Raw genomic sequence first — 19,864 nt, 5'->3', positions numbered from 1 at the left:
AGTTATAAGCAAAACCCCGCAGAGTGATCTCTGCGGGGTTTTTTGCGTTTCAGGTGTTCGTTTTCGTCGCTTCTCCATACTCTTCAGGCCGCGGCGGCTCGACCGGTGAGCCCGGGTGAGGTCATCCTGCCTAGGGGCATGCAGACTGCACGCTGGCGACGCACCAGCCAGGCCCGTCAACCATGGACCGTGCATAGTCTCTTGAACCTCGCATTACGCCGGAATTCTTTTGTCGCGCCGGCTCCCTCCTGCTGATTCGTCCTTCGGTTCCTTTGCCAAAAATTATGGGAAAGGCATATCTACGTTATCGAGGATGTTTCGTTTTCAAGATATCAGGTTCGGCGGTGGTTAGTAAAACGGACAAATACGCGGCTTGCATATAATTCGTCCCATCGTTGTTGATGAGTTCAAACCTGTGTATTGTAAGCAGCTGCTTTACAAACAAATCATCAATCCAGGGGAGGACGTTGTGGAAACAATCGGAAAATGCTCCACCGCAATAAATCGTTTTTTTCTCTCGTTTATTACAGGATTTGTTTTACTAAGTAATGCCGCAGCTTCGGCAAAGGCAGAACCAGCCTTGGCTGATCCCGCGCCTGGCGTGACCTCTTCAAGTACCTCAGCTCCCGAGGCAGCATACGCAAACGGCAGCTTTCTTCCCGGTGCGGGAAACGTTATCGTACCGTCCAGCACGCTGCCCGGATCGGGTACTGCGGATTGGAGTACCTTGCTGGATCCTTCATGGAAATGTGGCAAACAGACAGGTCCGCGTTGGGAGCAGTGGAAAAAAAGCGTGTTGTTGTTCGCCGCCTCGAGCGGCTTGGGTTTCAAAGGGGTGTGCAACTTCAGCGCTACGATCGACAGCCAGGCACGTCCCGATACGGCGATGATCGTTTTTCGAGATGGCAACAATATTCCTCAGTATGTCGCCTGGTACGACACCAGGCTGGATAGTATTAACAGTGCGACTTTTGGCGGCATTACGCCGTTGACCGCAGAGGTACGTTACGACGTCCGCTATCCGTACTATAAGAATTACCCGCTTCACGCCTATACGCAGGCGCAGTTGAATGAATTTTATGACTATATGGTCCGGATTTCCGATGTCACCCAACCGGACTATAACTTCCAGCTTCACCAGGACACACAGAATCTTTTCTACAATAGTATCGACAGGCTGAAAGGATGTAATCCTCCGAATTGGTCTTGCGGTACCGGGCCTCTTACCTTTGCCTCGCCAGGAGGGTATGCAACTCTCGATATCACGATATTCTCGGAACCCACTGATCCCACCGCTGTTGGTTCGCTGTTCGAAATCCCGGTGCGCCCGGACTCGTGGTACGAAAAATTGGTGATGGTTGGGATCACGGTGGGGTGGACCATCATCGGCGGCGGCATCGGCGAATATATCGGTCTCGTTTCCGGTACGGCGGAACACGCTGCTTTCGCAGCCGGGTTCGGCGGATTCAATTCCGGCCTGATCCAGGGGCAGAATGTCGGACAGGCCTTGCTTACGGGGCTCAAAGGCGCAGGTCTAGCCTATACCGGTACACTGATCCTGGACGCATACGGTAACCCGGACTCCCTGGTTGGCGTCGCTGGTGCGGGCTGTCCGACAGGCGATCAGTGCTGGTATTTTCAACTGGCGAATGGATTTCCGCCTTTAAAGCACCTCGCGGAATTACATGATCCGTTTATTGGCTGGAGTATGGATGCTTTCCAAAGCATAGGACAGAGCGCTTGGTATAAAGCCGTGACCATTCCGCCATTCATTGTGCCGGGGTGCCTGGCAACGGCCGCTTGCGTTACTGCCGGTATCACCATCGTTAAAGAGGATGAGCTTCGCTGAGTCCGTGTTCCGGCCCTGGTTCCAGCAGCATTTATGCCAGCACTGCTGGCCAGGTACCTCGACAAAAAGCCGCTCGTTACGAAGAGCGGCTTTTCAGATATACGCATGGACATGAGTGATGACTGACGCGGTGGCGGCCGTTAGCCGCCGGAACCCGGAACGCTCGGGCAATCGTCCTTGCCGAAGTTGTCGGCGGTTCGACAGGTTTAAACGCCCCAGAGGATATCGCAGTGCTGGTCGCGTGCCGCGCGCAGCATTTCCAGCATCGGATAGGCGCGGGTAGCGAAGCTGACGACTTCCTTCTGCTCGTGATCCGGATCTTCCTCGTCACCGCTATGGGCCTTGATATCCTGCTCCACTTCGTCGCTGGAAGGATGCTTGCGGCTTTCGTCGATTTCGTGTTCCAGCAACTGGACGGCGCGACCGGCTTCCTCGGAGGTGATGACACCCATCTCCGGCTCCTTGTTGAGCAGGTCGAGGATGCGCTTGGCATGCTCCTGATACATCATGACTTCAGGGTACGCTTTGCTTTTGAAAGTGATTAACATAGGTCTACTCGTATTGTGTGTGTCGTGACTAAACGATAACACGAGTGCCCATTATGGGTCATCCCGCGTGCGTCCGCTAGCGCGCACGATGCCGGAGCACGTAGGCCAGGCCGGGCATGGCCAGCGCGATCGTCGCGGCGGCGGCAATTCCCAGCATCATGCTGGCGCGCACTTGCGCCATGCCGGCCGCCAGCGGCAAGAGAAAGGCGAGCGCACCCCATCCCAGCAAATGGCTCAGTTCGAGGACGATGGCCATGCCGTTGCGCTGGCCGCGCGAACTGAACTTGTCGCGGTTGCCGGGCTTGCCCGCCCACATCACGATCAACGCCGTTCCCAGGCTGATGCCGCAGATCGTGAACGCGGCCAGGCCGCCGGCGAGCGGCCGGCTCCACGCGAGCCACAGCACGGGCAAGCCCACCAGGGCCAGTACCGGTGCGATCGCCGCGAACAGTTTGGCATTGCGCACCGTGTCCGCCGACGCGGGAGCGGACTGGAGCAAGTCGGGCGCATCCTCGGCCTGCAGGACGATCCATGCCAATGCCGCGCAGAGGGAGCCCGACAGCATCGTCAGGCCGGCGCCAATCGCGCTCGGCCGCGCGCCATCGTCCTTGAAGACGAGAAAACAGATCGGCAGCAGGTAGAGCAGATTCAGCAATACCTGGGAAATCAGCTGCGGGTCGCGCAAGATGAGCCGCCACTCCTTCCTGAGCACAACGGCGAACAGGCTGCTCCCGAATCGAAAGCGCAGTGCGCCGGCCGGCCGCCGCGGCGTGCGGGCGCTGCCGGCGGCCAATTGCAGGCCGCGCGTGAAGCTGCGGTGCGTCAGGGCGACCGTGGCGCCGAAGGCCAGCAGCGCCAGCAAGGCCATGAGGGCAACGGCCAGCGGGTCGCCCAGCGCCGCCCGTCCGGGTAGCCATAGCGGGCTCTCCGCGTCGATCCCGCCTCTTGAAGCGAGAATGCGCGCAAAACTGCGGTCCTGCTCCGACCTGCCCATGCCCAGCATGTTCGGCAACTGCGACAAGATGAACAGCAAGGCGCCAGCGAGCGCGCCAAGCACCTGCGCCACTACCCGCGTACGGCGGGCGCCCAGCCAGCGCACCAGTCCCAGCGTCAGCAGCATGGCGGCCGACGCCGCCAGCGTGGCCATGCCCAGCAGGACCGGATAGGCCGCCAGCCAGCGCCATTGCCCGAGCAGGACGCCCGCATGGGCCAGCGGCGTCAGGAAGAAGAGGTAAATGGCGGAAACGCCGAGCACGATGCCGGCGAGGCGGGCCGTGAAGATGCTGCGCGAGGGCAGGGGCGACGACAGCAGCAGGTCCATGTCGCCGCGGTCGAACAGGACCTGGACGCTGGACTTGAGCGCGCTCGACAGCATGAAGAGAAAGGTTGCTATCAGGATCGCGCTGGCGGCAACCACCAGTTCCTGCGGTACCGGACCCGCGCCCGGCGCCACGCGTTTCAGGACGACATAGGCGCCCAGGTGCAGGAGCAGCCACAACACCAGGAGCACCGCTACCAGCTTCCAATGGAAACCACGCGGCTCCCCTGGCTTGGGGGAAGACAGCGCCGCGTACCAGAACAGGCGCAGCTCGTGCCGCAGCAGCCACGGCGCGCTGCCGGGACGCAGGTTCACGCCTGCCCCGTCAATTGCAGGAACATGTCCTCGAGCGTCTGGGCGGTCGTGCGCTCGCGCAATTCGTCGAGCGTGCCTTCGGCGATCAGGCGGCCGTGCTGGATGATCCCGATGCGTTGGGCCATGCGCTCGGCCACTTCGAGGATATGGGTGGTCAGGATCACCGTGCCGCCACCGGCGACATGCGATTGCAGCAAGTCCTTGACCTGGCGCGCCGCGCCGGCGTCCAGCCCGGTCAGCGGCTCGTCCAGGATCAGCAATTGCGGGTCATGGATCAGTGCGCCGGCCAGCGCGAGCTTCTGCTTCATCCCGCGCGAAAAACCTTCGGTCAGTTCATGCGCGTGCTGGGTGAGATCCAGCCAGTCAAGCAGGCGGCGTGCGCGCGGCTCGGCGGCGGCGGCGGCGACACCCCACAGGCCGGCGACGAATTCCAGGTATTCGGTAGGCTTCAATTTCCCGTACAACATCGGGTCGTCGGGCAAATAGGCCATGGTGCGCTTCGCCCCGGCCGGGTCGCGCGCCAGGTCGATCCCGTTCACCGCGATGCGGCCGGCATCCGGCGCCAGCAGTCCCGCCACCAGGCGCAGCGTCGTGGTTTTGCCGGCGCCATTCGGGCCGAGCAGGGCGTAGAGCTCACCGCGCCGTACCGACAGGTCCAGGCCATCGACGGCGGGGCGGCCGAAGGCTTTATAAAGCTTGCTCAGGACGAGGGCGGGCGCGTTCGGCATCACAGCAGCGTGAACGACTTCATGAACTGCTCGGACTGCTCGGGCGCCACGTCCTTTTCCTTGCCCAGCACGATGACTTGATAGAAGCGCTTGCCGCGCGACTCGAAATGGCCGCTCAGCTTCATCGGCCCGCCATTGCCGGTGCCGGTCGCGTCGACGTCGACGCTCTTGCGCGCGCTGTCGGGCGAGCCGCTGCTGGCGGCGCTGGCACTTTCGCGCTCCACGGTCGCGCCGATATTGCGCAGCATCGCGGTACGCATCGCGTCGACCGCTGCCTGCGCCTGCGCCGCATCCGGCGCCACGCCCGTGCCCACCGCGAACATCACGCCTTCGACCTCGGCGGCCGTCATGGTCATCTCGACCTTCATGCCGTTCAGGTCGACGCTGCGGGTATGGGTCGCCGGCTTGGCCGGGAACATGACCTGGTAGGGCGCGTCCGGGCTGCGGTAGTCGCGCCAGTTGTAGGTCGGGTTGCAGCCGCCCAGCAGCGCCGCGGCGAGTACGAGTGTTGCGGTAAGTTTAATTTTTCGCATGTCCCGATGGTAGCAAAGCGGCGCTGCCAGGGCTACCGGCGAAATTATCTTTCGCGCAGCCCGCGCCGGTACTGGACGGCCTCGGCCATGTGCGTCGGCCCGATGGCCGGGGACGCCGCCAGGTCGGCGATCGTGCGCGCCACCTTCAGTACCCGATGATAGGCCCGCGCCGACCAGTGCATGTGCGCCATCGCGGCGCGCAGCGTGCGCTCGCCGGCCCGGTCGAGCGCGCAGTAGCGGTCGATCTCGTGGGTTGTCAGGCGCTGGTTCGGCTTGCCCTGGCGTTCGATCTGGAGCGCATGCGCGCCGGCCACGCGCGCGGCGATGTCCGCCGTGCTTTCGCCGTCGGCCTGGGCGCTCATCGCTTCCGGCGCCATGGCGCTGACCTCGATCTGCATGTCGATGCGGTCGAGCAGCGGGCCGGAAATACGGTCCTGGTAGCGCTGCGCCGCTTCGTTCGTGCAATGGCACTTGCCGGACGGATGGCCATGCCAGCCGCAGGGGCAGGGATTCATTGCCGCCACCAGCTGGAAGCGCGCCGGGAAGTCGGCCTGGTGCGCGGCGCGGGAGATGGTGATGCGGCCGGATTCCAGCGGCTGGCGCAGCACTTCCAGTACCTTGCGGTCGAATTCGGGTAGTTCGTCCAAAAATAAAACGCCGCAGTGCGCCAGCGAGACCTCGCCGGGACGCGGCACGTTGCCGCCGCCAACCAGGGCCACGCCCGAGCTGGTGTGGTGCGGGCTGCGAAACGGCCGGGCACGCCACTGCTCGGCGGAAAAGCGGCCAGTCAGCGAATGCACCGCCGCCGCTTCCAGCGCCTCCTCGTCCGTCATCGGCGGCAGCAGGCCGGGAAAGCGCGAGGCCAGCATGCTCTTGCCGGCGCCCGGCGGGCCGACCAGCAGGAGCGAATGGCTGCCGGCGGCGGCGATCTCGAGCGCCCGCTTCACGTGCAGTTGTCCCTTGACGTCGGAAAAGTCGGGATAGCGCGGCGCCTGTACCGGCGCCTCCCTGCTGTAGCGCGGCAGCCGCGCATTCTCTTCGCTGGCCGCGAAGTGGGCGCACACCTGCAGCAGCGTGTCGGCGGGGTAGACGCGGGCATCGGTGACGAGCGCGGCCTCGTCGGCATTGGCCTGCGGGAGGATGAAGGCGCGCCCGCCGCCGGCGCCGCTGCGTTGAATCGCGAAGGTCATGGCGAGCGCGCCGCGCACTGGCCGCAGCTGGCCCGACAGCGACAATTCGCCGGCGAATTCATACTTGTCGAGTTCCTTCGACGGGATCTGGCCGGACGCGGCCAGGATGCCCAAGGCCATCGGCAAATCGAAACGCCCCGATTCTTTCGGCAGGTCGGCCGGCGCCAGGTTGATCGTGATGCGCCGCGCGGGGATATCGAAGCCGACGTTCTGCAAGGCCGCGCGCACCCGGTCCTTGGCTTCGCGCACTTCGGCGTCCGGCAGGCCGACGATGGTGAAACTGGGGAGGCCGTTCGCCAGGTGCACTTCGACGCTGACGGGCAGCGCTTCCATGCCGGCAAGGGCGCGGCTGCGTAAGACGGCAAGGCTCATGGGATTCCTGGCGAGTGAGGACTCGCAGGATGGTCGCACCGCTTGGAAAATCGCTTGTTGAGCGCACCCAAGCCTTGCTGTGTGCCGTGCCTGAAGGTCGACTCAGACGTCGCGCAGGGTCACCACAGGCATGGTCAGGACGCGCTTGTCCTTGAAAAACGCGATATCGAACAGCGCCGCCGCGCCGACCACTTCTTTTCCGAGCCGGCGCAGCAGGGCCGCCGCCGCCTCGATGGTGCCGCCGGTGGCCAGCACATCGTCGACGATCAGCACGCGCTGGCCCTTGATGCGTTGCGGCTGGATCTCGATGGTTGCGCTCCCGTATTCGCGCTTGTAGTCGATGCTGATGGCCTCGCCGGGCAGTTTGCCCGCCTTGCGCGCCATGGCGAAGCCGACCTTGTGCTCGAGGGCGAGGGCGCCGGCGATCATGAACCCACGCGCATCCATGGCCAGGATGAAGTCGAAGTGCAAATCGTCGGTCTGCGCGTGCAAGGTGTCGATGGCGATGCGCCAATGCTCCGGGTTGTCGAAAATGCAGCCGACATCGATGAAATTGACGCCCGGTTCAGGGTAATCCTGAAAGAATTCCAGCGGAATGCTGTCGAAATCGGTCATGGAAGCTAGGTGCCCGTGTGAGTAAAGCGCGTGAGTGTACGACGATTATCGCCGCTTCGTGCAAAGACGGCGCGGCTTTGGGGCATCAGGGGCGGCGTCAGGACAATGTTTCCACGTCGATGACGCCGCCTTCGGGTATGTCGACAGGAACGAAGCTCAGCCTTGCGCCTCGCCCGCCGGCGCGAAGGCCGGCTGCGCCAGCGCGAGCAGGTGCGCGCGCACGTCCGCCGGCCAGTCCGCCACGATCTGTTCCAGGCGCGCGGCGTCGCCGGCGAACAGCGCACGCGAGGCTTCCTCGAAGCCCGGCGCATCGCCGGCCAGCTCGTGCATGAAGCGGTAGGCCGCATCGCGCGCTTCGCGCATCGCGTCGGCCTGGCGCGCATCGCGCGAAGCCAGCTCCACCAGTTTCCTCAGCGCGACCGAGGCGCCGCCCGGCTGCGCCGACAGCCATTCCCAGTGGCGCGGCAGCAGCGTCACTTCGCGCGCCACCACGCCCAGCTTCGGACGCCCGGCCGCGCGCGGCTGCGCACGCGGGATGCGCTGCAGCACCTCTTCCTCGGTGCCGATGAAATTGATCTCGACCGGGCGGCTCGACGCGAGGTCGAGGACCGCGATCGATTGGTCGATCCCGCTGTCCAGCGCCCGCTTCACGGCGCGTACGACGTCGAGCAAGGGCCCCTTGGCCAGCAGCGTGGTGCCGGCGAATGCGATGCAATGGTCAGGCAGCATGATTTTTTCCGATCCATGAAAGAAGCGCGCGGCTACGCGCATGCCATGGATATTACCCGGATAAAAAGCGCAATGCAATAAAGCCCGGGTAAAATTATCGGTCGAGCATACTCGCGACCTTGTCCGTGATATCGATGGCTGACCGGTGCCAGACGGTCCTGGTCAGCACCAGCTCGGCGCCTTGCTGCTCGCGGACCGTCGCGATGACCTCGTTGATGCGCGCCGCCATCCGTTTATGTTCCTTCATCCTGCGCTCGAGCAGGTCTTCCTTCAGCTTCGCCTGTTCGCGCCTGACGCTGCGTTCGAGTTCGCCGACTTCGCGCGCACGCATGAGGTGTTCGCGCTCGTTCAGCGCCGATGCGTCGTGCTGGAGCTTGTCGGACAGCTCGCGCAGGCGCCGCACGTCGAGCTGGATCCGCTGCCTGCGCGGCGCGAAGTCCGCCTCGATGTGCGCCGCGATGGCCTTGGCATGCGCCGATTCGGTCAACAGGCGCTCGACGTTGACGACGACGATGCGCGGTTCGCGCCGGGTTTCCTGCGCCGCCAGCGGGGCAGCCAGGCCGGCCAGGGCCAGGCACAGGCAGCCGGTGGCGAAGTGTTTCAGGGGTGCGTTCACGGTTGGTCCTCTGCTGTCGGCGCCGTCGGGCCGCGCTGGTCGTGCCTGGACGACGGGGGCGTCCACAGGATGGCGGAGGCGTCGTCCGCATTCTTCACCGCCGGAGCGGCGGCGCCCGCGCGCGCCGTTTCGAAGGCGCGCAATTCGCGCATCAGGCTTGCCAGCCCTTCGACCCGGCAGCGTCTCGCCAGTTCGTCCCAGCTCATCAAACCGTAGGGATCGACCAGCCGGTAGAAACCATCGCTCATCGCCAGCACGGCGCTGTCCGGCGCCAGCCGCAGGGCGATTTCGCGGGCGCTGAATTCGCCTTGCGGCGCCAGGCACAGGGCGGCGGGCGCCGGGGCCGCGTGCTGGACCTCGCGCCGCTCGCGCAGCAGCGGCAGCAGGCGCTGGAACCGTTGACCGGGGTCGAGCACGCCTTGCGCGGCGAGCTGGGTGACGGCGTCCTGCACCACCGTCTCGAAAGGATTCTCGTAAGGGTCGAGGTCGGTGACGACGCCCGCGCCATCGATCGCCAGGGCCTTGCAGTCGCCCAGGCAGTACAGGGAAAGGTCGAGCGCCTCCGGCCGGTGGCGGATACGGATCCAGGTCAGCGCGGCCAGTGGTTGCGCATATAGCGGCACCTCGTGGCCGGCCGTCCGCTCGGCATACGCGCGGCGCACGGCATCGATGGCCAGGCGCAGGCTGTCGCCCTGGGCGCGCGCCGCGTCGATGGTCTTGCCGAGTTCGGCGGCAAAGGACTGGACGAACCAGGCGACGTCGCCGTTGTCCGCGTCGGCGTAATCGCGGTCGGCCACCGAGGTTGCGCCGTCGACCACGAGCAGGTCGAGCAGGCCGTCGGTCTCGAACACGGCCACGAGATCTTCGTTGTTGCTGTCGCCAGGTGCGCAGGAAATTCGCTCGATCGTCATTCAGTCGTTCAGGTGGGCTGCCGATTGCATGATGGTATCACTGCAAGGGCTTGTCTGAACGTTATCCCGGTATCTCAGCCACATTCCCCCACATACTGGCAGTTGTCGCAACGGGTGCAGCCGTCGAGCTTGCGCAGGGCGCGCGCGCCGCATTCCGGGCATTTGCCGGCCGAGGCCGAGAACGACGGCGCGGCCGCCGATGCCGCCGGCGCCGCGGAGACCGGCGCCTCGCCGCGCGCCGCCAGCTGGCGCGCCAGCTGCGCCACCGGCACCTGGTTGCCCTGGGCGTCCAGGAAGCCGCGGCGGACCAACAGACGCTGCAGCATGAAGCCGACCGCCGCCGCTTCCGAGTCGTGGAACACCGGTACCTCGACGCCGTCCTCGCGCGTCAGCGTGCCGCAGCGTACCGGGCCTTTTTCCCAGACCACGTCGCGCATGTCGGCCAGCGCCTTGGCGATCGGACCGCCGGCGCGCGCCAGCATCGACAGCAGGCGCATCGAGGAAGTGATCCACTGTTGGCCGTCGGTGCGCTGGCCGGCCGGCATGAAGAATTCGAAGGGGCGCTCGATGACGACCGGCCGGCCCTCGTTCACGCCCTCGACGCGGATGAAACTCACCGTCAGGTAGAAGGTCTTGCGGCCTTCCTGGGTCGAATAGTCGACTTTCGAGGTGACCGATTCGAGTTCGCCGAGCGGGCGGTTTTCGAAGCGCTTGCGCAGCGGGTCCTCGTCGGGCAACGAGGCTTCCGCCTGCGGCGCCGCGCCCAGCACCTGGCCGACCACCGTGTTGGGCCGGTAGGTGGCCAGCCCCTTCAGGCCGGCGCGCCAGGCTTCGCTGTACAGGTCGCGAAAGTCCTCGTAGGGATAATCGGCCGGCACGTTGACCGTCTTCGAGATCGCGGTGTCGACGAAAGGCTGCACCGCTTCGAGCATGCGCAGGTGGTCGTCGGCGCTCATCTCCAGCGCGGTGACGAACTGCGGCGGCAGCGCGGCGTCAGGATCGGGCTGGCGGCGCCGGTACAGGCGCCAGGCGTGGTCCTCGACCTGGTAGCTGCGCATGCTGTTGTCGGGCATGCGCTTCTTGCGCTGGTAGGTCCAGGAATAGGGCGGCTCGATGCCGTTCGAGGCGTTGTCGGCGAAGGCCAGCGCGATGGTGCCGGTGGGAGCGATCGACAGCAGGTGCGAGTTGCGGATGCCGTGCACACGGATTGCGTCGCGCAGCGCTGCGGGCAGGCGCGCAACGAAGCGGCCTTCGAGGTAGCGCGTGGCCTCGAACAGCGGGAAGGCGCCTTTTTCGCGCGCCAGTTCGCAGGAGGCGGCATAGGCGGCGTCGCGCAGTGCTTCGGCGATGCGCGCGGCCAGGGCCCGGCCCTCGTGGGTGTCGTAGCGCAGGCCGAGCATGACCAGCGCGCTGCCCAGGCCCAGGAAGCCCAGGCCGATGCGGCGCTTGGCGCGCGCCTCGGCGGCCTGCTGCGGCAGCGGCCACTCGGTGGCGTCGAGCACCAGGTCGAGCATGCGCACCGCCACCGCGGCGACCTCGCGCATGCGCTCGAAGTCGAAACGGGCCGTGGGTTCGAACGCATCCTCGACGAAGCAGGTGAGGTTCAGCGAACCCAGGTCGCAGCAGCCGTAGGCGGGCAGGGGTTGCTCGCCGCAGGGATTGGTGGCGCGCAGTTCCTCGGCATACCAGAGATTGTTTTCCTCGTTCATGCGGTCGACGAACAGCACGCCCGGCTCGGCGTGGTCGTAGGTGGACAACATGATCTTTTCCCACAGCGCGCGCGCCGGCACTTCCCGGTACACCCACAGGCCATCCTCGCGCCGGTACGCGCCGCGCGCGACGGCATCCTCGCCGGGCTCGGCGCGGTGCACCAGCGCGAACGGCGCATCGGCTTCGAGCGCGCGCATGAAGGCGTCGCTCACGCCGACCGAGATGTTGAAGTTCGACAGGCCGCCCAGGTCCTTGGCGGCGATGAAGCGTTCGATGTCGGGATGGTCGATGCGCAGCACGCCCATCTGGGCGCCGCGCCGGGCGCCGGCCGACTCCACCGTCCTGCAGGAGGCGTCGAACAGTTCCATGTACGACACCGGCCCCGACGCCCGCGAGCGGGTGCCGCGCACCAGGCTGCCGAAGGGACGGATCGCGCTGAAGTCGTAGCCGACGCCGCCGCCGCGCCGCATGGTCTCGGCCGCTTCCGCCAGCGCGGTATAGATGCCGGGCAGGCCGTCCTCGAACCCCGTGACCGAGTCGCCGACCGGCTGCACGAAACAGTTGATGAGGGTGGCCTTGATGTCCAGGCCGGCGGCGGAGTTGATGCGTCCGCCGGGAATGAAGCCCTGTTCCTGGGCCCACAGGAAGCGCTCGGCGAATCCGGCGCGCCGCTCGGGCGCTTCCAGCGCGGCCAGCGCCGTGGCCACGCGCCGGCGCACGTCGGCGATCGAGGTCTCGTCGCCTTTCGCATATTTCTCGCGCAGGACGTCGAGCGAGACTTCCTGCGGCGGGAGCGCTGTCGATAACTGGTCGGCTGCATTCATGGTCCGCGTCTCCCGTGCCCGAATGCCGCCGCCGGCTTTACGGCTTGTCGATGATGACGTGCGGCGCGGCCGGGTCGGTGGCGCCGGCGAGCGGGGCGTCGGCTGCCGGAGCCGCCTTGGCCGCCGACGTTGCCGCCGCCGCGGGCTGCCCCGTCAGGCGCGCCTCCAGCTCGGCCACGCGCAGTTCGAGCGCCTCGAGCTTGGCGCGGGTCTTGGCCAGCACCTGGGCCTGGATATCGAATTCCTCGCGCGTCACCAGGTCGAGCTTGGAAAAGCCCTGGGTCATCATCGCCTTGACGTTGCGTTCGATGTCCTTGGCGGGCGAGCTTTCGATTGCCTGGTTAATTTTGCCCTGCAAGTCGTTGAAGAAGTTGTTCATGTCCATCTGTCCTAGTGTTCCGGCCGTTGCACCACGCTGGTGCGAAATGATGTGCGCTGGCCTGCTTTGGTGCGCCATGACGCGGCTGCGACGGGCACGCACCGGTTTGTACTTAGAGCCTATCCCAGTAGTCAGGAGTCGCTCCTGACGCGCCTGGCAAGCGTGGGCGGCGTTGTTCGTCGTTGCGTGGCTCGCCACGCGGCCTCCTCGCGCCTTGCCCACGTTTGCCATGCAATCGCCATGAGCTTCCCCCCGTCTACTGAGACAGGCTCTTATTCAACCAAAGTGTGGCACCTGTATGAAAAATCAAGCACACGGGTGTCATCTTAAGCTGGCACGCATTCTGCTAAAGGAAAGGTAAGCCGAATGACGCACAGATTGTAAACCGCATCGAACTCATTGTTCCAATAACAGGGGAATCGTCATGAAAAGCAGGATGGCAGCAAGCGCGGCGGCGTTCACGCTGATGGCAGCAGGCAGCAGCCTGGCCCGGGCCCAGGAAGCGCCGGCGCCCGAGCACCAGGTGAGCTACAACGCGGCGCTCACCAGCGAATACCGCTACCGCGGCCTGGCGCAGACGCGCTTCGAGCCGGCCCTGCAGGGCGGCGCCGACTACACCCACACGCCGAGCGGTTTCTACGCAGGCACCTGGCTCTCGACCATCAAGTGGATCGACGATGCCGGCGGCGATGCGAACGTCGAGGTCGACCTGTATGCCGGCAAGCGCGGCCAGCTCACCGACGCCATCAGCTACGACGTCGGCGGCCTGTACTACGTGTATCCGTCGAACGGCCTGCCGACCAACGCCAACACCTTCGAGCTCTACGGCCAGCTCGGCTACGGCCCGGCCTACGTCAAGTACTCGCACGCGACCAGCAACCTGTTCGGCACCGCCGACAGCAAGGGCAGCGGCTACCTCGACATCGGCGCCAACGTCGAAGTCGCCGACAAGCTGGTGCTGAACCTGCACGCGGGTCGCCAGCGGGTGAAGAACAACGGCGCTTACTCGTACAACGACTACAAGGTGGGCCTGAGCTACGACTTCGGCGTCGCCACCGCCTCGCTGGCCTGGGTCAAGGCGAACACCGACGCCTACCTGAGCCCGCGCGGCAAGAACCTCGGCAAATCGGCGGCCGTGTTTTCCGTATCAAAAACTTTCTGAAAGAGGCAACACCATGAAACTCATTACCGCCATCATCAAGCCCTTCAAGCTCGACGAAGTGCGCGAGGCCCTGTCCGAGATCAACGTGCAGGGCATGACGGTGACCGAAGTGAAAGGCTTCGGCCGCCAGAAGGGCCACACCGAGCTCTACCGCGGCGCCGAGTACGTGGTCGACTTCCTGCCGAAAATCAAGATCGAAGCGGCCGTCGACGATGCCGTGATCGACCAGGTGATCGACGCCATCCAGGGGGCCGCCCGCACCGGCAAGATCGGCGACGGCAAGATCTTCGTTTCCGACCTGAACCAGGTCATCCGTATCCGTACCGGCGAGACCGGCAACGACGCACTCTGAGGGGATCCCCATGAAATCAATAACGAGCAAAATCCTCGGCGCCGCGCTGGGACTGGGCCTGGCCCTGCCGGCCATGGCCGCGCCCTCCATCAACAAGGGCGACACCGCCTGGATGTTCGTCGCCACGCTCTTGGTGATCATGATGTCGATCCCGGGCCTGGCGCTGTTCTACGGCGGCCTGGTGCGCGCCAAGAACATGCTGTCGGTGCTGCTGCAGGTGTTCATGATCTTCTCGCTGATCATCGTGCTGTGGTGCCTGTACGGCTACTCGCTGGCCTTTACCAGCGGCAGCCCCTTCATCGGCGGCTTCGACCGCGCCTTCCTGAACGGCATCTACGATCCGGCCAGCGGCGTGTTCAGCATGGCGGCGACCTTCAGCAAGGAGACGATGATCCCCGAATTCATCTTCGTCGCCTTTCAGGGCACCTTTGCCGCCATCACCTGCGGCCTGATCGTCGGCGCCTTTGCCGAGCGCGCGCGCTTTGCCGCGGTGCTGCTGTTCGTCGTGATCTGGTTCACCTTCGGCTACCTGCCGATCGCGCACATGGTCTGGTTCTGGGCCGGTCCCGACGCCATCACCGACGCCGCCTCGCTGGCCAGCGTCACGGCGGACGCCGGCTGGCTGTGGCAGCAGGGCGCGCTCGACTTCGCCGGCGGCACCGTGGTCCACATCAACGCGGCGGTGGCCGGCCTGGTCGGCGCCTACGTGATCGGCAAGCGCGTCGGCTACGGCCGCGAATCGATGGCCCCGCACTCGATGACCATGACCATGATCGGCGCCTCGCTGCTGTGGGTCGGCTGGTTCGGCTTCAACGCCGGCTCGGCGCTGGAAGCGGGCGACGTCGCCGCCCTGGCCTTCATCAATACCCTGCTGGCCACCGCCGCCGCCACCGTCGCCTGGACCTTCGGCGAGTGGGCCACCAAGGGCAAGCCCTCGATGCTGGGCGGCGCCTCGGGCGCGGTCTCGGGCCTGGTGGCGATCACCCCGGCCGCCGGTTTCGTCGGCCCGATGGGCGCGCTGGTCATCGGCCTGGTCGGCGGCCTGGTCTGCCTGTGGGGCGTGAACGGCCTGAAGCGCATGCTGCGCGTCGACGATTCGCTCGACGTGTTCGGCGTGCATGGTGTCGGCGGCATCGTCGGCGCCCTGCTGACCGGCGTGTTCGCTTCTCCCGAACTGGGCGGCCAGGGCGTCTGGGACTACGTCGCCAACAAGGCCTCGAGCGAGCCGTACTCGATCGCCCACCAGCTGTGGGTGCAGCTCGAAGCGGTCGGCGTGACGATCATCTGGTCGGCCGTGGTTGCCTATGTCGCCTTCAAGCTGGTCGACCTGGCGATCGGCCTGCGCGTGACCGAAGAGCAGGAACGCGAGGGCCTGGACCTTACCAGCCACGGCGAAAGGGCGTACCATTCCTGATAGCCGCGAGCCGGTAGCGAAAGGGCGTCCTGCGGGACGCCTTTTTTGCGTGCGGGCCCGGCGGCCTTTAAAATGGCTGCATTGCCCCCAGATGAGGGCACTCATTGCCAAGAAGCCAATTAAGGACACCCACATGGTTCCGCACCTCGCCACCGCCTTGACCGGCCCGCTGCTCGACCTGGAAAAGAAGATTCTCGATGCCACGCCGGCCATCGAGCGCTGGTTCCGCCTCGAATGGCAGGAGCATACGCCGCCGTTTTATTGCTCGGTCGACCTGCGCAATGCCGGCTACAAGCTGGCGCCGGTCGACACCAACCTGTTCCCGGGCGGCTTCCATCACCTGGCCACCGAAATGCTGCCCCTTACCGTGCAGGCGGCAATGGCGGCCATCGACAAGTATTGCCCGGACGCGCGCAACCTGCTGCTGGTGCCGGAAACCCATACGCGCAACCCGCAATACCTGCAGAACGTCGCGCGCCTGATGCAGATCTTCCGCCAGACCGGCCTGCACGTGCGCCTTGGCTCGCTGTCGCCGGAAGTGACCCAGCCGACGCCGCTGGCGCTGCCGGACGGGAACATGCTGGTGGTCGAGCCGCTGGTGCGTTCGGCCAACGGGCGCCGCCTGGGCCTGGCCGACTTCGATCCCTGCACGATCCTGCTCAACAATGATTTGTCGGCGGGTATTCCTTCGATCCTGGAAAACGTCCACGAGCAGTCGCTGTTGCCGCCGCTGCATGCGGGCTGGGCGCTGCGCCGCAAGAGCAACCACCTGAAGGCGCTCGACGAAGTGGCCAAGAAGTTCGGCAAGCTGATCGACATCGACCCGTGGATGGTCAACCCGCTGCACGCGAAAGTCAGCGAAGTCGACCTCGAGCACGACCAGGGCACCGAGGCGCTGGCCGACGCCGTTTCCTCGCTGCTATCGAAGATCAAGAAGAAGTACAAGGAATACGGCATGAAGGAACAGAAGCCCTTCGTGATCGTGAAACCGGACGCCGGCACCTACGGCATGGGCGTGACGACCATCAAGGATGCCAGCGAAGTGCGCGATCTCTCGCTCAAGCAGCGTGCCAGGATGTCCGTGATCAAGGACGGCGTGGCCGTGACCGACCTGATCGTGCAGGAAGGCGTGCCGACGTTTGAAAGCATCGACGACGCCGTGGCCGAGCCGGTGGTCTACATGATCGACCGCTACGTGGTGGGCGGCTTCTACCGCGTGCACGCCGAGCGCGGCGTCGACCAGAACCTGAACGCCCCGGGCTCGCAGTTCGTGCCGCTGGCTTTTGCCCAGCAGCACGCGGTGCCGGACCTGAAGGCAAAACCCGGCACCGCCGCGCCGAACCGCTTCTACGTCTACGGCGTGGTGGCGCGCCTGGGCCTGCTGGCGGCCTCGCTCGAGATGGAGCGCACGGATCCGAATCCCGAAGTGTATTGAGCGGAAAGGGACCTCGACGGTCCCTTTTTCATGGGACCTGTAGGGTGGGCACCCCGTGCCCACGCGTTACGCACGTGACCGCTAGTCCCATGCGGCGATGTGTCGCCCGCAAAATGTGCGATGGACGCAAATCGGGCAGAGGCGAGGTTAGCAGGCGATACGTTCGGCCAACGTGAAAAGGATGTGCACGTAACGCGTGGGCACGGCGTGCCCACCCTACGTCTTTTTCCTGCACATGTAGATGAACTGCGAGCGCAGCGGCGGCGCCACGCTCGCCAGGATCTCGGTCACCAGGGCGGGCAGGCCGGCCAGGGCGCGGCCGACGGGCGGGACCAGCAGCAGGGTCTGGTATTGCTGGCGCTCGCCGGGCCAGAAGCCGTCGAGCTCATCGCGGGTGACGCGCCGCACGTGCGGGTTCTTCGGGTTGTTGTAGCGGAAGTCGAACACCATGCACCAGCCGCCGGGCTTGAGCAGGCGCCACATGTCGGCCGCGAGCTGCTGGCGCATGCCGGGATCGAGGTAGGACGAGAACACGGTTTGCGCGGCGACCAGGTCGCTGTTGCCGGCTGGTAGCGCCGACAGCGCACCGCAATGCCAGCCCACGCCGGGTGCGGTGCGCGTGGCGGCGATGTCGAGCCGGTCCTGCTGGAATTCGGTGCCGGTGAGGTTGGCGGGCGTGGCCCCCCAGTCGATCAGCTGGCGCAGGAAGGCGCCGGTGCCGCAGCCGACGTCCACCACGCGCACACGGGTGAGATCGGTGCCGACGGTGGAGACCAGCATGCGCGAGAGCACGCGTGCCCGCATGGCTTGCTGGCGCACGACGTCGGGCCGGTGCCAGGCATGGCGCGCCAGCGCGGCGCTGCCGTGCCAACCGCGGTACGCGCGCGCGATGCGTTCCTGTTCGGCCTGCTGGTCGAGTTGAACGTCCATGCCGCCATCCTTGCGCAGCTAATCGAAAAGGATTTGCGCACGCTCAGGCGTGCGCGCGATCCCCGTGCCTTGCTTATCTGAACAGTTCGCCTGCGCGGCAGATGCCGGCCGGGCCGCTCGGCCGCGCGGTTTCGGGTTTCCAGCTAAAATCGTGGGCATTACCTTCGATGGACACACCCATGAAAATCGCTTTCCTCGCCGATCCCTTATCCGGTTTCAAGATCTACAAGGACTCGACCTTCGCCATGATGCGCGAGGCGGCGCGGCGCGGCCACGAAGTCCATGCCTTCCAGCAGCGCGACATGGCGCTGGAAGACGGCGTCGTCACCGCCGAGGTCGCGCGCATCCACCTGACCGGCGAGCAGGATCCCTGGTACCGCGCCGACGAGGCGCACGACATCCGCCTGTCGAGCTTCGACGCGATCATCGAGCGCAAGGACCCGCCGTTCGACATGGAATACGTCTACGGCACCTATCTGCTGGAATTGGCGGAAAAGCAGGGCGCGCGCGTGTTCAACAAGCCGTCGGCGATCCGCGACCACAACGAAAAGCTGGCGATCGGCCAGTTCAGCGAATTCACTTCGCCGACCCTGGTCTCGTCGTCCGAGCAACGCCTGCGCGCCTTCCACGCCAAGCATGGCGACGTGATCTTCAAGCCGCTCGACGGCATGGGCGGCACCGGCATCTTCCGCGTCAAGCACGACGCCATGAACCTGGGCGCGATCATCGAAACGCTCACCGACAACGGAAAACGCACCATTATGGTGCAGCGCTACATTCCGGACATCGTCAAGGGCGACAAGCGCATCCTTGTCATCGGCGGCAAGCCGGTGCCGTTCGCGCTGGCGCGCATTCCACAGGGCACCGAAGTGCGCGGCAACCTGGCTGCCGGCGGCATCGGCGTGGCCCAGCCGATCACCGAGCGCGACCGCCAGATCGCCGAAGCCATCGGCCCCATGCTGGCCGAGCGTGGGCTGTTGCTGGTAGGATTAGATGTGATCGGCGATTTCCTGACCGAGGTGAACGTCACCAGCCCGACCTGCTTCCAGGAGATCACCGACCAGACCGGTTTCGACGTGGCGGCGATGTTCATCGACGCGGTCGAACAGCAGGTCGTGGGTAAATAAGCGGGCAAATAAATCAGGAACATACGACATCATGGTAGGGATATTGCTCCTGACCCACGCACCATTGGGACAGGCATTCATCGCGGCGGTCGCGCATGTGTTTCGCGGACCGACCGAACGCTTCGAGGCCATCGACGTGGCGGCCGACCAGGACCTGGTCGACGTCAACTGCAAGGCCAAGGAAGCGATCGCACGCCTGGACGACGGCGACGGCGTGCTGGTCATCACCGACATCAAGGGCGGCACGCCCTCGAATTGCTGCAATTCGCTGGCCGACGCCGGCCATGTGGAGGTGATCGCCGGGATCAGCCTGCCGATGCTGCTGCGCGCGATCACCTATCGCCGCGACACGCTCGACGTGGTGGTGGAAATGGCGCTGGCCGGCGCCCAGAACGGCGCGGTGCGGGTCGATAACCGCATCCGCGTCGGTTCCTGATGATTGGAAGTGGCAGCACGAAGCAGTAGCGAGGGCGCTGTGCGTCCTTTTGGCGTAGCGCGGTTCTGAAGACGAAGAAGACAACGACAACATGATTCAACAAGAGCTCGAGATCATCAACAAACTGGGCCTGCACGCCCGCGCATCCGCCAAATTCACCCAGCTCGCCGCCAAGTACAAGAGCGACGTCTGGCTCACCCGCAATGGCCGCCGGATCAACGCCAAGTCGATCATGGGCGTGATGATGCTGGCCGCCGGCAAGGGCGCGAAAGTGACCCTGGAGGCCGACGGCGCCGACGAACAGGATGCGGTCAGCGCGCTGAGCGCCCTGGTCAACGACAAGTTCGGCGAAGGCGAGTAATGCCCGACGC

The 19,864-nt window shown here is 65.3% G+C and carries 19 protein-coding genes and 1 pseudogene; 8 read left to right on the top strand and 12 right to left on the bottom strand.

Annotated elements, in window-relative coordinates; translation table 11 throughout:
* Window positions 1-373 precede the first annotated feature (373 nt).
* Window positions 374-1,849, top strand: a complete 1,476-nt coding sequence (locus RT688_RS08655) for a hypothetical protein (RefSeq protein ID WP_313704447.1) — start codon at window positions 374-376, stop codon at window positions 1,847-1,849.
* Window positions 1,850-2,055: 206 nt separating this feature from the next.
* Here RT688_RS08655 and RT688_RS08650 read toward each other — a convergent pair whose 3' ends face one another.
* From RT688_RS08650 to RT688_RS08600, 11 genes and pseudogenes are all read right to left on the bottom strand, one after another.
* Window positions 2,056-2,397, bottom strand: a complete 342-nt coding sequence (locus RT688_RS08650; protein WP_313704445.1) for a DUF1840 domain-containing protein — start codon at window positions 2,395-2,397, stop codon at window positions 2,056-2,058.
* Between the two features lie 76 nt (window positions 2,398-2,473).
* Complete coding sequence (locus RT688_RS08645) at window positions 2,474-4,030, bottom strand: hypothetical protein (RefSeq protein WP_313704443.1); 1,557 nt, start codon at window positions 4,028-4,030, stop codon at window positions 2,474-2,476.
* Window positions 4,027-4,758: an ABC transporter ATP-binding protein gene (locus RT688_RS08640; RefSeq protein WP_313704442.1), complete on the bottom strand. Its 732-nt coding sequence runs from the start codon at window positions 4,756-4,758 to the stop codon at window positions 4,027-4,029. Before RT688_RS08640 ends, RT688_RS08645 begins: the two co-directional genes overlap by 4 nt.
* Window positions 4,758-5,291 (bottom strand): hypothetical protein, encoded by a 534-nt coding sequence (locus RT688_RS08635; RefSeq protein WP_313704441.1) that lies wholly within the window; start codon window positions 5,289-5,291, stop codon window positions 4,758-4,760. Before RT688_RS08635 ends, RT688_RS08640 begins: the two co-directional genes overlap by 1 nt.
* Before the next feature lie 44 nt (window positions 5,292-5,335).
* Complete coding sequence (locus RT688_RS08630) at window positions 5,336-6,853, bottom strand: YifB family Mg chelatase-like AAA ATPase (RefSeq protein ID WP_313704440.1); 1,518 nt, start codon at window positions 6,851-6,853, stop codon at window positions 5,336-5,338.
* Between the two features lie 102 nt (window positions 6,854-6,955).
* Window positions 6,956-7,468 (bottom strand): adenine phosphoribosyltransferase, encoded by a 513-nt coding sequence (locus RT688_RS08625; RefSeq protein ID WP_313704438.1) that lies wholly within the window; start codon window positions 7,466-7,468, stop codon window positions 6,956-6,958.
* Window positions 7,469-7,624: 156 nt separating this feature from the next.
* The gene (locus RT688_RS08620; RefSeq protein ID WP_313704437.1) at window positions 7,625-8,197 is read right to left on the bottom strand and encodes a DUF2239 family protein; all 573 of its coding nucleotides are present in this window, start codon (window positions 8,195-8,197) and stop codon (window positions 7,625-7,627) included.
* A gap of 94 nt (window positions 8,198-8,291) precedes the next feature.
* Complete coding sequence (locus RT688_RS08615) at window positions 8,292-8,813, bottom strand: OmpH family outer membrane protein (RefSeq protein ID WP_313704436.1); 522 nt, start codon at window positions 8,811-8,813, stop codon at window positions 8,292-8,294.
* A complete protein-coding gene (locus tag RT688_RS08610; RefSeq protein ID WP_313704435.1) occupies window positions 8,810-9,724 on the bottom strand; it encodes a protein phosphatase 2C domain-containing protein in 915 nt (304 codons plus the stop codon). The genes RT688_RS08615 and RT688_RS08610 overlap by 4 nt, the downstream gene beginning before the upstream one ends.
* Before the next feature lie 74 nt (window positions 9,725-9,798).
* Window positions 9,799-12,258: an adenosylcobalamin-dependent ribonucleoside-diphosphate reductase gene (locus tag RT688_RS08605; protein ID WP_313704434.1), complete on the bottom strand. Its 2,460-nt coding sequence runs from the start codon at window positions 12,256-12,258 to the stop codon at window positions 9,799-9,801.
* A gap of 154 nt (window positions 12,259-12,412) precedes the next feature.
* Window positions 12,413-12,643, bottom strand: a pseudogene (locus RT688_RS08600) (accessory factor UbiK family protein); the annotation flags it as partial.
* 418 nt (window positions 12,644-13,061) lie between these two features.
* Between RT688_RS08600 and RT688_RS08595 the strand changes: the two are divergent.
* The 4 genes from RT688_RS08595 (at window position 13,062) to gshA (ending at window position 17,000) form a co-directional block, all read left to right on the top strand.
* Window positions 13,062-13,799, top strand: coding sequence for a TorF family putative porin (locus RT688_RS08595; RefSeq protein WP_313704433.1), 738 nt, complete (start codon window positions 13,062-13,064; stop codon window positions 13,797-13,799).
* Between the two features lie 13 nt (window positions 13,800-13,812).
* Window positions 13,813-14,151: a P-II family nitrogen regulator gene (gene glnK, locus RT688_RS08590; protein WP_192053152.1), complete on the top strand. Its 339-nt coding sequence runs from the start codon at window positions 13,813-13,815 to the stop codon at window positions 14,149-14,151.
* A gap of 10 nt (window positions 14,152-14,161) precedes the next feature.
* The gene (gene amt / locus RT688_RS08585; RefSeq protein WP_313704431.1) at window positions 14,162-15,565 is read left to right on the top strand and encodes an ammonium transporter; all 1,404 of its coding nucleotides are present in this window, start codon (window positions 14,162-14,164) and stop codon (window positions 15,563-15,565) included.
* A gap of 133 nt (window positions 15,566-15,698) precedes the next feature.
* Window positions 15,699-17,000, top strand: coding sequence for a glutamate--cysteine ligase (gene gshA, locus RT688_RS08580; protein WP_312548848.1), 1,302 nt, complete (start codon window positions 15,699-15,701; stop codon window positions 16,998-17,000).
* Between the two features lie 216 nt (window positions 17,001-17,216).
* Here the strand turns inward: gshA and RT688_RS08575 are convergent, their stop codons facing one another.
* Window positions 17,217-17,930, bottom strand: a complete 714-nt coding sequence (locus tag RT688_RS08575) for a class I SAM-dependent methyltransferase (RefSeq protein ID WP_313704429.1) — start codon at window positions 17,928-17,930, stop codon at window positions 17,217-17,219.
* Between the two features lie 179 nt (window positions 17,931-18,109).
* Here RT688_RS08575 and gshB point away from each other — a divergent pair, with 179 nt between their 5' ends.
* From gshB to RT688_RS08560, 3 genes are all read left to right on the top strand, one after another.
* Window positions 18,110-19,057 (top strand): glutathione synthase, encoded by a 948-nt coding sequence (gshB, locus tag RT688_RS08570; RefSeq protein ID WP_313704427.1) that lies wholly within the window; start codon window positions 18,110-18,112, stop codon window positions 19,055-19,057.
* Between the two features lie 31 nt (window positions 19,058-19,088).
* Window positions 19,089-19,493, top strand: a complete 405-nt coding sequence (locus RT688_RS08565) for a PTS fructose transporter subunit IIA (protein WP_313704426.1) — start codon at window positions 19,089-19,091, stop codon at window positions 19,491-19,493.
* 91 nt (window positions 19,494-19,584) lie between these two features.
* Window positions 19,585-19,854 (top strand): HPr family phosphocarrier protein, encoded by a 270-nt coding sequence (locus RT688_RS08560; protein ID WP_313704425.1) that lies wholly within the window; start codon window positions 19,585-19,587, stop codon window positions 19,852-19,854.
* Window positions 19,855-19,864 lie beyond the last annotated feature (10 nt).

Source organism: Massilia sp., assembly GCF_032106685.1.
Taxonomy (GTDB): domain Bacteria; phylum Pseudomonadota; class Gammaproteobacteria; order Burkholderiales; family Burkholderiaceae_D; genus Telluria.
Note: the sequence above shows the minus strand (reverse complement) of the source record. Positions and strands in the feature narration are given on the sequence as shown.